This window comes from Glaciimonas sp. GNP009 (assembly GCF_054343755.1).
The window spans coordinates 4,573,345-4,586,341 of sequence record NZ_JBTGUV010000004.1; the positions used below are offsets into that span (position 1 = coordinate 4,573,345).

At 53.2% G+C, this 12,997-nt stretch carries 12 protein-coding genes; all 12 read left to right on the top strand.

The features are described from left to right. The first annotated feature begins 4 nt into the window (after window positions 1-4). The 12 genes from ACXX82_RS21055 to ACXX82_RS21110 all read left to right on the top strand — a co-directional run bounded on the left by ACXX82_RS21055 (window position 5) and on the right by ACXX82_RS21110 (window position 12,697). Window positions 5-886, top strand: coding sequence for a branched-chain amino acid ABC transporter permease (locus ACXX82_RS21055; protein ID WP_458563635.1), 882 nt, complete (start codon window positions 5-7; stop codon window positions 884-886). Further along, window positions 883-1,644, top strand: a complete 762-nt coding sequence (locus ACXX82_RS21060) for an ABC transporter ATP-binding protein (protein ID WP_458563636.1) — start codon at window positions 883-885, stop codon at window positions 1,642-1,644. The genes ACXX82_RS21055 and ACXX82_RS21060 overlap by 4 nt, the downstream gene beginning before the upstream one ends. Next, on the top strand, window positions 1,641-2,354 hold the full coding sequence (locus ACXX82_RS21065) for an ABC transporter ATP-binding protein (protein ID WP_458563637.1): 714 nt from the start codon (window positions 1,641-1,643) through the stop codon (window positions 2,352-2,354). Before ACXX82_RS21060 ends, ACXX82_RS21065 begins: the two co-directional genes overlap by 4 nt. A 1-nt stretch (window position 2,355) precedes the next feature. After that, window positions 2,356-3,948 carry an AMP-binding protein gene (locus ACXX82_RS21070; RefSeq protein WP_458563638.1) on the top strand — a complete coding sequence of 531 codons (1,593 nt, stop codon included), beginning with the start codon at window positions 2,356-2,358 and terminating at the stop codon, window positions 3,946-3,948. A gap of 79 nt (window positions 3,949-4,027) precedes the next feature. After that, window positions 4,028-4,501, top strand: coding sequence for a MaoC/PaaZ C-terminal domain-containing protein (locus tag ACXX82_RS21075; protein WP_322238108.1), 474 nt, complete (start codon window positions 4,028-4,030; stop codon window positions 4,499-4,501). A 147-nt stretch (window positions 4,502-4,648) separates the two neighbouring features. Continuing rightward, window positions 4,649-5,092: a MaoC family dehydratase N-terminal domain-containing protein gene (locus ACXX82_RS21080; RefSeq protein WP_458563639.1), complete on the top strand. Its 444-nt coding sequence runs from the start codon at window positions 4,649-4,651 to the stop codon at window positions 5,090-5,092. Between the two features lie 10 nt (window positions 5,093-5,102). Beyond that, window positions 5,103-5,522, top strand: coding sequence for a MaoC family dehydratase (locus tag ACXX82_RS21085; RefSeq protein WP_458563640.1), 420 nt, complete (start codon window positions 5,103-5,105; stop codon window positions 5,520-5,522). Between the two features lie 290 nt (window positions 5,523-5,812). Next, window positions 5,813-8,134 carry an acyl-CoA dehydrogenase family protein gene (locus ACXX82_RS21090; protein WP_458563641.1) on the top strand — a complete coding sequence of 774 codons (2,322 nt, stop codon included), beginning with the start codon at window positions 5,813-5,815 and terminating at the stop codon, window positions 8,132-8,134. Window positions 8,135-8,173: 39 nt separating this feature from the next. Continuing rightward, the gene (locus ACXX82_RS21095) at window positions 8,174-9,709 is read left to right on the top strand and encodes a class I adenylate-forming enzyme family protein (RefSeq protein WP_458563642.1); all 1,536 of its coding nucleotides are present in this window, start codon (window positions 8,174-8,176) and stop codon (window positions 9,707-9,709) included. Between the two features lie 104 nt (window positions 9,710-9,813). After that, entirely contained in the window at window positions 9,814-10,995 is a 1,182-nt protein-coding gene (locus tag ACXX82_RS21100; protein WP_458563643.1) for an ABC transporter substrate-binding protein, read from the top strand. A gap of 30 nt (window positions 10,996-11,025) precedes the next feature. Beyond that, window positions 11,026-12,255, top strand: coding sequence for a CaiB/BaiF CoA transferase family protein (locus ACXX82_RS21105; protein WP_323507420.1), 1,230 nt, complete (start codon window positions 11,026-11,028; stop codon window positions 12,253-12,255). Window positions 12,256-12,349: 94 nt separating this feature from the next. Further along, window positions 12,350-12,697, top strand: a complete 348-nt coding sequence (locus tag ACXX82_RS21110; protein ID WP_458563644.1) for a hypothetical protein — start codon at window positions 12,350-12,352, stop codon at window positions 12,695-12,697. Window positions 12,698-12,997 lie beyond the last annotated feature (300 nt).

Consider the following 12,997-nt stretch of genomic DNA (forward strand, 5'->3'; position numbering starts at 1 on the left):
ATAAATGTTAGCTTACAGTCTTAATCTTGCGACGCTGATTTGTATCAATGCAGTGCTCGCGATTACACTCAATTTCATCATGGGATATGCGGGAATTTTTTCGATTGCCCATGCGATTTTTTTTGGTATCGGTGCTTACACCGCCGCCTATTTTGCGATTCATGTCAGCGCAGCGTTATTTTTGGCGGTCCCGGCGGCGATGATAGCGGCAGCGCTGATGTCACTGATTTTGGCATTGCCCGCATTGCGGGTACGTGGTGAGTATTTTGTCGCTGCGTCGCTCGGGTTGCAGGTATTGGGCGTGACGGTGTTTTCGGAATGGAAATCTGTGACCGGCGGTATCGGCGGCGTGATCGGGATTCCACCGGTTGAGTTGTTCGGTCATGCGGTCGTTGATCCGATGCAATTTTTGCTCCTGACCGTCGTTTGTCTGCTCATAGTCATTGGCATCACCAGTATTTTGTTGCGGTCCAGTTTTGGTCGCAACCTCAAGGCGATTCGTGACAGCGAGTCAGCTTCATATGCATTCGGCAAAAATGGTGCTGCCATCAAAACCCTGTCCGTGATGTTGTCCTCATCGCTAGCGGCGGTGGCGGGCGCGTTGTATGCATTTTATTTAGGGTTCATCAACGTCGAAAGCTTCACGCTGGATACTTCGGTATTGCTGATGGCGATGGTGATTATCGGCGGTACCGGCACACTATTGGGGCCAATCGTCGGCGCTGCGTTGTTGATGCTGTTGCCAAGCCTGTTCAGTTATATGTCGTTTCTGCCACAGACCGAAATCGGCTCCATTCAGCAAATCGCCTATGGCGTCGCAATGGTGTTGCTGATGATATTTCGTCCCGGCGGCATTGTGGGCGCGCGCGCAAGGAGTGCAAAATGACGGCATCCACAGGGCAGGTTTTGCTGGAAATTCGGCATCTGAACAAAAGTTTTGGCGGGCTAAAAGTCACCAATGATGTCTCACTGGCTCTGCGTGCTGGCATTGTGACGACGTTGGTTGGGCCAAATGGCGCTGGCAAGACTACGTTATTCAATCTGATTACCGGTCATTTGACGCCTGAATCTGGCGATATTCTCTGGAACGGGCAGTCGATTGTCGGCAAGTCGCATTGGCAGATCGGACGTCTTGGGATTGCCCGCACCTTTCAGGACCTGCGACTCTTCGATCACATGACTGTTGAAGAAAATATTCTCACCGTGATGGAGCCAATTTCATGGTTCTGGCAACCGGGCGGCGCGGCTGCACGTAAGGCGCGACGCGACCGGGTGATCGAAATTCTGGCGGCAACGCGTCTGACGAAAAAAGCCCATGTACGGGCGATTGATTTAGCGTATGCCGAGCGTAAATTTCTTAGCATGGCCCGCATCATGGCGACCGATGCCAAAATCTGGCTACTGGATGAGCCTGCATCGGGGCTTGATCGTGGCTCATATGAACTGTTCCTTGAATTGCTGCGTAATGAAGTCCGCAAAGGTGTCACGGTATGCATCATTGAGCATAATCTGGACATCGTGATCGGCATTTCGGATCGTATTGCGTTTTTAGATCAAGGCAAGTTGCTAGCCGATGGGGAGCCGAAGAGCGTTTTGAATGATCCGCATCTGGCAGCGATTTACTTCGGAGAAAAAGCAGCATGACCAACCCTATATTTAAGACCGAAGGACTGATAGTTGGTTATGGCGGTCGGCCGGTTCTCGATGGCGTGAATATCGAACTGCGTTCCAATGAAGTGCTTTGTCTGATCGGTCATAACGGGGCCGGAAAATCGACCTTACTCAAAACATTGTTTGGGTTGATTCCCCATCAAGGCGGACAGATGTTTCTGGATGGCAAGCCGTTGCCAGTCTCCGAACCGCGCGCGCTGACCGCGTCCGGTATTTCTCTGATGCCGGAAGGCCGTGGCATCTTTCCCGGTTTAACGGTCGCCGAAACTTTAAAGATGGGTTTGTGGGCGGCAGGCGTTCCGCAGAACGAGCGCAGTGATCGACTTGAATGGGTGATGTCGGTATTGCCGCTGTTGCGGACTTTCTATGATCGTCGGGCGGGGACACTGTCCGGCGGGCAACAGCAGATGGTATCGATTGGACGGGCGCTGCTCAGCAAACCGCGTTGTCTTTTGATGGATGAACCATCGATTGGCCTTGCGCCAAAACTGTTTCAGGATCTGTTACGACCGATTCGCGAATTGCATGAGCAGACTGGTATGTCGATTCTGCTGGTGGAACAGAACGTCAAAGAGGCACTGAAAATTTCTGACCGCGTGATCGTCATGAAGTCGGGTGCCATTATTAGAGAGGCGCTGCCGGAAGAATTGTCTGACAACGCCAAATTGATGGAGCTTTATTGATATGTCCTCTTTGCTGACTATTTCAGAATTATTATCGCGTCAAGCGAGGCAGCACCCCGATCAGATTGCCTTTATCGATGGTGATCACGAAACGTCTTATGGTGAATTCGATCGCCTTTGCAACAATACTGCGGCGTGGTTATCCGATCAGGGTATCGGGCCGGGCGACCGGGTGGCGGTGTGGCTTGTTAATCGGATTGAATGGCTGACTTTATACTTTGGATTAGCCCGACTCGGAGCGTCGCTGGTCACAGTCAATACCCGCTATCGTTCGCACGAGTTGGAGTACATTCTTGAGCGCTCGCAAGCAAAGATGCTGGTGCTTCAGCTAAATTTTCGTAAAATCGACTTTTCAGCCATCTTACGTGACGTTAATCATGCAGCCGCCAGCATGCTCACCTGCGTGGCGGTAGTCGATGCGGATGAGGGCATGCCAACCAGTGTTCTCGGCAAACCGACAGTCGGTTTCCATCTTGACAGATTGCCGGATGCTACGGTGCCGGATCGTGGCTCTGAGGACGCACTAAGTATTCTGTTCACAACCTCCGGGACCACCAGCCAGCCCAAGTTGGTCATGCATTTGCAGCGCTCTATTGCCCTGCATAGCCAGCGTGCGGCAAAAGCGTATGGCTTTGAGGATGCCGGTGCACGCCTTTTGGGTGCGCTGCCATTTTGTGGCGTATATGGATTTAATGCAGCATTTGCAGCATTTTCAGCTGGTATACCGGTGGTGATCATGGATACCTTTGATGCAGAGTCGGCAGCACAGTTGATTAATCAGCACAAGGTCACCCATGTATTCGGTAGTGACGAAATGTATCGTCGGCTGGTTGATCAGCGGGGCGGGTACGATCCTTTTCCAACGGCACGCGTGTTCGGTTTTGCCAGCTTTCAGCCGGGCCTGAGCGAGTTCGCCCAAGATTCCTGGCGGCGTCGGATTCCGATGACCGGACTGTACGGATCGAGCGAAGTGCAGGCACTATTTTCTTTGCAGTCCGCGACGTTGCCGATTACGCAAAGGATTGAAGGCGGCGGCGTACCAGCTAGCCATGACGCTGAAATCCGCATTCGCGACGTGGATACTGGTGAGTTGTTACCGGCGGGTGTCAGTGGAGTGATTGAGATTCGTGCACAGACCAATTTTGCAGGTTATCTCGACAATCCGGAAGCGACCGAAAAAGCAATCGACAAGGATGGTTTTTTCCGCACTGGTGATGTTGGCCTATTGCGGGAAGACGGCTCGTTTGTGTATCAGACCCGACTGGGTGATGCGATTCGTTTGGGTGGCTATCTGGTGAGCCCGGTTGAAATTGAAGATGTATTGAAAGCCATGCCCGGTGTCGCCGATGTGCAGGTGGTCGCAGTCGATATCGCGCGTCAGATTCGTAGTGTGGCGTTTGTGATCGCACTGCCCAATCAGGTGCTGCAAGAAAGCGAAATGATTGCCACGGCGGCGGCTAGCATGGCGGGCTTTAAGGTGCCGGCACGTATCTGGATGGTCGACGAATTTCCCACCACGCAAAGCCCTAACGGCATCAAGATACAACGCGCAAAATTACGCGAAATGGCTCTTCAAAGGATTGCACAGGCTTGACGCATCCCCAAGCTTGATTACTTGCGCCTATTCACCTGCTTCAAGCAGGACGACCCCAAAATAACTGGAGATTTTTTTCATGCGATCACTTTTTTTTGAAGATTTTAAGATTGATCAGACGTTCAAAAGCAGCGGCAGAACCATCACTGAAACGGATTTGACTTTCTTTTCCATGATGTCAGGCGACTGGAACCCTATCCATGCCGATGCAGAATTTGCCAAGGAAACCCGTTATGGTGAGCGCGTCGTACATGGGGTACTGGGCATTGCCATCTGCACCGGCATGCTGCACGAATTGGGTATTTTCGGAAAATCGGCGCTCGCCATGCTCAACTTGCGACACTGGAATTTTATGGCACCGTTACTGGTCGGCGATACGGTGCATCTGGAACTGAAAATAATCGAACTGGAAGTGGGGAAAAGGGGGAATAGCGGCCGCGTAGGACGGCAGTTTCGCCTGATCAATCAAAAAAACGTGATCGTACAAGAAGGCGAAAGCGATATTTTGGTGCTCACGCACAGCGCCAGAGATGCCGTTGAGAACAAAGGATAACGCATGTCAGCGCTTATCCTTATCGATTGGGGCCTGTGAGCGTCATCCGCCAGCATTCGCAAGAATCCTCAGGCATCACTCATAGTGACACCACTTTAATGCGACTATTTCAGGGCATCGTTCTCTCTTTTTTTAAAGGTCAGCATCATGCTCGATAAGAACTACATAGGTTACAAATTGACCGGATTCAGTGCAGAAGCGAATGTAGAGCGGCTGCGCTTTTTTGCCAAGGCCATCGGTCAGCAAGATCCGATTTATACCGATATCTTAGTGGCGCAGAAGGCGGGTTATCCGACCGTGCCGCTGCCGCCGACTTTTCTGTTCTGTCTTGAGATGTCCGCTCCTAATCCCGCGGAAGTGCGTGATCTGCTGGGCATCGATTGGGGCAAGGTGTTACATGGCGGTCAGAGCTTCGTGTATCACCATATGGCGTTTGCCGGTGACCGCCTCAGCTTTCAGGGGCAGATTATCGATATCTACGACAAGAAGGGCGGGGCGCTCGATTTTGTAGTGATCGATACCCGTGTGACCAATCAGGACGGTGCACTGGTGGCCGAACTACGCAAAACCACCGTCGTTCGCAACATATAGGAGAACGATCATGACATATCCTTCATTTGAGGCATTAGCGGTTGGTGACGCGATCCTGCCATTTACTACCGAACCGATCTCACGCCACACGCTGGCGTTGTATGCGGGCGCATCGGGTGACCATAATCCGATTCACGTTGATCTGGATTTCGCGAAACGTGCAGGGATGGACGACGTGTTCGCCCATGGCATGCTGTCAATGGCTTATCTGGCGCGTCTGCTGACTAACTGGGTGCCGCAAACGGCGATCCGTAGCTACGAAGTACGCTTTGTTGCCGTAACGCAAGTCGCTGAAAGCGTCACGTGCAGCGGCAAAGTGCTTGAGAAATTTACGCATGATGGAGAAAATCGCGTGCGGCTGGAACTGTCGACGGTGAGTCTGGACGGTGGTGTCAAGCTGACTGGTGAGGCCGTCGTTTCTCTATCGTAAATAGTGAACAAGCTGCATCAGGAGCGCAGGCAACCAGCTTTGCCACCGCGCTCCGCTGCGGCTATCTGCCCATAGCCAATATTTTGGCACGCACGATGTTGCGTGCAAGTTAAGGCTAGGCAAACTCCCCCTTCGACGAATAAAAATTGCACCCCGGCGCAGCTTGGCCCCACACTAGCTGAGTCGCATCTGCACATCGGTCCTGGCGGTTTTTTAGTCGCTCGTAGCATGTCGAGCCTGCGCCGGCCGATCGCCCGATCATTCAGCTACCGTAATATGGAGTTTTACGCATGACAACAGGTTCCCTCGACGCATTTCGTGATAGCGCACGTGATTTCTTAAGCCGTAAAGATCAACTTAAGCGCCTGCGCGCTCTGGGCGACAACCCGCAGAGTGTTGATCGTGCCGTCTGGCGGGAAATGGCCGACATGGGTTGGCTGGCTATTTTGGTGCCAGAAGCCGAAGGCGGACTTGGTCTGGGATTGCGTGAAGTGGCGGTTATCGCCGAAGAATGCGGTCAACAATTATTGCCAGAACCGTTCATCGCCGCCGCTGTGCAGGTCACCACCGTATTGTGTCAGATATCCGATAGCGAGCTGAAAGCCACATTGTTACCGAAGCTATTAGACGGTGCGCTAATTATCGGTCTGGCGTGGCAAGAGCGGCTTGGGCAACTTGATCCAGATAGTACACTCACCAGCGCCATCGAGAATGGCGAAGGCTTCTCGCTAAACGGGCGCAAGTTATTTGTGACGCCGGGCAGTGATGCTGACGGCTGGATTGTGTCGGCAGATTGCGACGGCACGTTGAAGTTGTTCTGGATTCCTGCAGCGACGCCCGGCTTGCGCCTCGTAGATCTGGCCCGGGTTGACGGTAATGTCATGTGTGAAATGACGCTGAATGGCGTTAGCCTTTCAACTGCAAACGTTTTGGCGTCCGGTGTCTCGGCCTATAAAGCTTTGTCCGACGCAAACGATGCTGCGCGCATCGCGCAGGGCGCCGAGCTTTTAGGCGTCATGCGGCGTGCCTTGGCGATCACCATTGATTATTTAAACACACGTCAACAGTTTGGTAAATTGATCGGTAGTTTTCAGGCGCTAAAACATCGCGCCGTAGACGGCTACGTGCAGACCGAATTGGCGGCTAGTTGCCTGGCAGATGCATTGACCGCGCTTGATCAAGGCCACGTGCCGCCTGGAATATTAGCAAGTCGGGTGAAGGCACGTTGCGCACACGCTGCGCTGCTGGTAACGCGCATGGCGATTCAGTTGCATGGCGCTATGGGATACACCGATGAATGCGATATCGGTCTGTATTTAAAGCGTGCCTTGCATCTGTCAGCATGGCTTGGCAATGCGTCAGCTAACCGTCAACGTTATTCTGCATTACAACCGAGACTTACCGATGCCGTTGAGTCGGTTGCTACGCCTTCGCTGATCCGTGACTTTCCGCATGATGCGGATTGGGATGCGATGCCCGAAGCTGAGTTCCGTGCGTTGGTGCGTGGATTTTTTGCGCAACATTATCCAGAGCACTTGCGCAATATGCCGAGCCGCATGCACTGGAACGAGATGAAGGATTGGTACATGACGCTGTCGCGTCAAGGCTGGGTCGCACCTTCATGGCCGAAAAAATTTGGCGGTATGGGATTGGCGCCGGACAGGATGCTGGCGTGGGTCGACGAGCAGGAACAGTATGGCGTAGCGCGCTCGCCGGACATGGGTATCGTCATGATTGGGCCTTTGCTGATACAGCGCGGCAATGCGGCGCAACAGACCCAGTTTCTGCCGAAGATACTTTCCGGAGAGAATGTCTGGTGCCAAGGTTATTCTGAGCCGGGCGCGGGCTCTGATCTGGCATCGCTACGGACCGAAGCGTTGATCGACGGCGATGAGTTCGTCGTGACCGGAAATAAAACATGGGCGACGCTGGCGCAGGACGCCACCCATATGTTTACATTGGTGCGCACAGATAAAACGGCGAAGAAGCAGGCTGGGATTAGCTTTTTGCTGATTGACCTGAATACGCCTGGCGTGACGATTCGTCCAATCAAAGATATCGGTGGGCACGAAGATTTTTGTGAGGTATTCCTGGATCAGGTGCGGGTACCGTTTGCTAATCTGGTGGGCGAGCTTAATCAGGGTTGGGGAATTGCCAAGGCGTTGCTCGGTTTTGAGCGGATTTTTTTGGGCAGCCCGAAACAGTCGCAATATGCGCTGGCACAGCTTACGGCGCTGGCGGATGCGCGCGGCCTGTTTGCGGGTCCGGCTGCTTCGGCATTCATGGCACGGTACACCGAGTTACAGCTGGATGTGGCTGATTTGTGTGCAGCGTACGCCCATTTCGCAGATATCGTTAAGCGCGGCGAAGCGTTGCCGCCCGGCGTTTCCTTACTGAAAATCTGGGGTTCGGAGACTTATCAAAAAATCTGCATGATGTTGGTAGAAGCGGCCGACGAATATGGTGGCAGTGCCATCGCGGCCGATTTCGGTGGGCTAAAGCTGGATGTCGTATCGATGCTATTTACGTCAACACCGGCCACCATTTACGGCGGCAGCAGCGAAATACAGCGCGACATCATCGCTAAAAATGTGTTGCGTTTGCCGGATTGATCGGCATCCATCATTGTTATTTACGCTCAGAGGATTTGCATGAACGCCACGCTTCAAGATGTCAAACGCATCAGTGATATTCCACGCTATTGGGCAAAGGCGTCGCCGGATGCTATCGCACTCAATGAGCCGGACCAGAAACAGACTGTCAGTTATGGGGTGTTGTGGGCGGCAGTCGAGGCCGCCGTTGAATTATTGCGCAACAGCGGCGTTCAGTCCGGTGATCGCGTCATGCTGGTGAGTGAAAATTGTGCTGCGCAGATCGCCTTGCTGTTTGCCGCCTCTGAATTACAGGCATGGCCGGTTATTGTCAATGCCCGTTTGTCAGAGCGCGAAATCGACGTAATCCGTGCGCATTGTGTGCCACGCGTGATGTTGTTTACCTCCGCGATTTCCAGCGATGCGCGTGCGCATGCCGAGCGGTATCAGGCGAGCTTGACCGATATTGGTCAACTAGGAATGATAGCCATTACGGCAACCAACCCAGCGGCTGTCGCAGAACCGATAGAGATGGCGATTGACGTCGCGGCGATGATCTACACCTCGGGAACCACCGGCACGCCAAAAGGCGTAATGATGCGTCACGAAGGTTTGCTCCATTTTGCAAAGCTTTCCAGTGCTTCGCGCAACATGGTGCAGGGTGACGTGGCGCATGCGGTGCTGCCGATCTCGCACATCTTTGGCCTTGCGACGGTGTTGCTGGCGACGATGTATGCCGGTGCCAGCCTGTATTTGCAGCCGCGTTTTACTGCTGAAGGCACGTTGCAGGCATTGGCTGAAGGCGGTCTCTCAATCCTGCAAGGTGTTCCGACCATGTTCACCCGTTTGTTGACACTGATTAACGCGACCGGTGGCAAAGTATCTGCACCTAAATTGCGATATGTCTACGCTGGCGGTGCGCCGCTCGATCCGACCTTGAAGCGCGATGTCGAAGCCTGCTTTGGATTACCAATGCACCACGGTTACGGTATGACGGAATATGCTGGCTCACTTTTTATCACCAACTTTGATCGTCCCCGTAGCGATTGTTCATCCGGTGAAATCGTACCCGGCGCAGAGTTGCGCATTGTGAGTGAACAAGGCGTCGATCAGTTACCCGGCGTGCCTGGCGAGTTATGGGTGCGCGGTCCCGGCACCATGCGCGGTTATTACCTCGCTCCCGAACAGACAGCGCAAGCATTGTTGCCCGGGGGTTGGCTTAATACCGGCGACATAGGGCGTACCGATCCAGACGGTGCATTGTTTATCGTTGGTCGCACCAAAGACCTGATCATTTGTTCTGGTTTCAATGTTTATCCCATCGAAGTGGAATCAGTGATCAACACTTTCCCCGGCGTGCGGTTGTCTGCGGTGGTGGGACGTCCAATTGAGAATTGTAACGAAGAAGTGGTGGCGTTTGTAGAGACGGATGACAGTGGACAATTTGATCAGGCAGCGTTGCAGGCTTTTCTTAAAACCAGTTTATCCCCGTATAAAAGGCCGGTTGCGATTGTTCAAATTGCGGTCATTCCTACTACTATCAGTGGCAAGCTTTTGAAGCAAAGTTTAAAATTGCTGGCAGTCGAGGCATCTTAGGACTTAGACAAACTCGTCCCAGCTGCGCTGTGCTTTCCTTGCCATGCTAGCGTAGGTCCCGATATTCATTACGTACTACCAAAAAAACTAAAAAAGGAAGAGACATGAAATTCATTTTAAAGGGTGCGTTAGTAAAAGGGTCGTTTGCGCTACTTTCCTGCGTGGCATTGTCTAACGCGGCCACCGCTGCCGAGGAGATTCTGGTCGGGACAGAACTGCCGCTTACGGGTCCAAATGCAAGGGCTGGTAAATCGGAGCTGGAGGGCATTATGGCTGCTGCAGATCAGTTCAATGCAAAGAACGGCAAATTCAAGATCAAGATCATTAGCATCGATAACGAGACGCAACCAGCCAAGGCGGTGGCGGCGGTCGAAAAGCTGGCTAGTCAACAGGTGGTCGCGCTGACCAGCGGCTACGGATCCAATTTGGTCGGCCCTGCTTCGGTGGCGGCCGAGAAGGCGGGTTTGGTCTACATTACGTCGGGCGGTACGGACGAGGGATTGACGGGACGTGGCTTAAAGAATTTTTTCCGCATCAATAATACGCCAGGGTATGAAAAGGCAATGGCAGGATTATTCGGCGTGCTTAACGTCAAGTCGGTTTCGCTGATTAGTTCCACCAAGGAGGCGCCGACCGATCTGGCCAAAAAAATGCAGGCGCGCCTTACCACCGCAGGTGTCAAGGTCGTGATGCATCCGTTCGATCCGGCGATCACCGACTTCAAGCCAATTATTAACAAAGTAAAACTACAGGACAAATCCGAGGCGATCGCTATGATCGGCTATGAAAACGATTACGTCGGTATTCTTCGCGCAGCCAAGGTCCTCAAGCCGGACGTCAAGGCGATGGTGGGTATCTGGTCGTTAGCCACGGTCAAGATGGCGCAAGATTTTCCTGATTTGATGCCTAACGTGTTCGGTATGGCATTGTTGCCGTATCCGACCGCATTCAAAACGCCGGAAGGTGTTGCCTTTGGAACGGCTTATAAACGCTTATTTAATGCGGAGCCTGACTATCTGGGTCAGTTTGGTTACGTGCAATCGCAATTACTGTTTGATGCTATCGCACGCGCCGCCGACAAGGGTACTATGAAGACCGGCGGCATCGCCGAGGAACTACGCAAAAGTGATCGCGAAACGCTGATCGGGCGAGTACGGTTCAATGATAAGGGTGACAATGTTGCGTTCTTACCGAGTATGGGACAGCACAACAACGGCAAGATTGTCGTGGTGTGGCCAAAGGAAATGGCGACTGGACCAATGGTATTTCCTGGCGTGCCCTGGTAAGCGTATTCAACTAGTGTTTGAAAGGTCAACATGCAAGGTGCACTATCGAATATCAGGGTTCTCGACTTATCTCGGATTCTGGCCGGACCCTGGTGTACGCAAAATCTGGCCGATCTGGGCGCCGAAGTAATCAAGGTTGAACGACCTGTCACGGGCGATGATACCCGGCATTGGGGTCCTCCGTGGATTCGGGATGGAGAGGGAAGCGAAACCACGGACTCAACCTATTTTGCCTCTGCAAATCGCAACAAAAAGTCAATTGCTGTCGATATCGCCAGCGCGGCAGGTCAGGCCCTGATACGTGAATTGGTGGCCGAGTCGGACGTGCTGGTCGAAAATTATAAAGTCGGTGATCTGGCGCGTTACGGACTGGCTTACGATGATCTGCGCAAGATCAATCCGCGTCTCATTTATTGCTCAATCACTGGTTATGGACAAAGCGGACCCTCGGCACATCGCCCCGGTTACGATTTTGTCTTTCAGGGCATGGGCGGATTAATGAGCATCACGGGCGAACGCGATGACTTGCCCGGTGGCGGCCCCCAAAAGGTCGGCGTGGCGATCACCGATGTCATGACCGGCATGTACGCCTGCGTCGCAATCCTCGCCGCAGTCAACGCACGCTCCATGAGCGGTGTCGGACAATATATCGACATGGCGCTGCTGGACTGCATCGTCGCCTTCGGTGGCAATCAGGCCAACAATTATGTAATGACCGGCCAAGTACCAAAACGCTCCGGCAACGCACACCCCGCGTTAGTCCCGTATCAGGTCTTCGCGACCACGAATGGCCATATTATCGTAGCCGCCGGCAACGACACTCAATGGCAGCGCTTGTGCAAGGTAATGGCACGTGCTGACTTGGCAAGCGATCCACGCTTCAATCAAGTAAGCGGACGCATCACCCATCGCGAAGCATTAATCGTGGAGTTGGAACGCGCGATGCTGACCAGAAGTTCGGAAGACTGGCTAGCGGCACTGGAAGAAGGCGGCATTCCAGTTGGCCCAATCAACGACTACGCCCAAGTATTTGCCGACCCGCAGGTTCAACACCGACAACTACAAGTCGCGCTGCCACGGCCAGAAGGCGGAACACTACCCGCCATCGCCAGCCCTTTGCGCCTGTCAGAAACACCAGTAACCTATCGCTCAGCACCGCCCACGCTTGGTCAGAATACTGACGAAGTGCTACGGTCAGTACTGGGAAAAACGCCAGAACAACTCGACATGCTGGTTGAGTCCGGCACGATTGCTCGTTGAGCCTCATTAAATTCAGCTAAGCGTGTATTAACATACAACGCTGTTAGGTGAGTATAGTGCAAGCTAAATCACATTAACTATAAAGGCTGTGGCTGTGGCTGTGGCTGTTGCAGGCGCAGCCACAGTCGACGTTGCCTTTGAACTTGCAGGCGCAGCCACAGTTGACGTTGCTTTTGACCTTGCAGGCGCAGCCACAGTTGACGTTGCCTTTGAACTTGCAGGCGCAGCCACAGTTGACGTTGCTCTTGACCTTGCAGGCGCAGCCACAGTTGACGTTGCCTTTGACCTTGCAGGCGCAGCCACAATTGACGTTGCGGTTGACTTGCAGGCGCAGCCACAGTTGACGTTGCGGTTGTTCTTGAAGTTGAAGTTGACGTACTCCGTCATGGACGCTGCCAAGTATTTCAGCCGGCAGTCGGGAATTGTTGGGAAACATGTTTGAGCCGTAGGCGAGTTGGTTTCTCAACCCGACTGGCGGCTGAAATGCTTGGGAACCCGCAGGGCAGCGTCAGTTGCGGCCGCCTTCTTTTTGGTTACTTTTTCTTGGCGGAGCAAGAAAAAGTAACTGGCTGTCGGGCCACCCCCGACCAGCATCCACGGAGCACCAACCGTTCCAATTATCGACAAACCGAACCGAACCGAACCGAACCGAACCGAACCGCTTAGTGTTTTCTAAACCCCACCTTTTCCAAACATGAATTGCGATTTCCCCCAAGATTAGGCAATCTCTAAGTGTTCCACC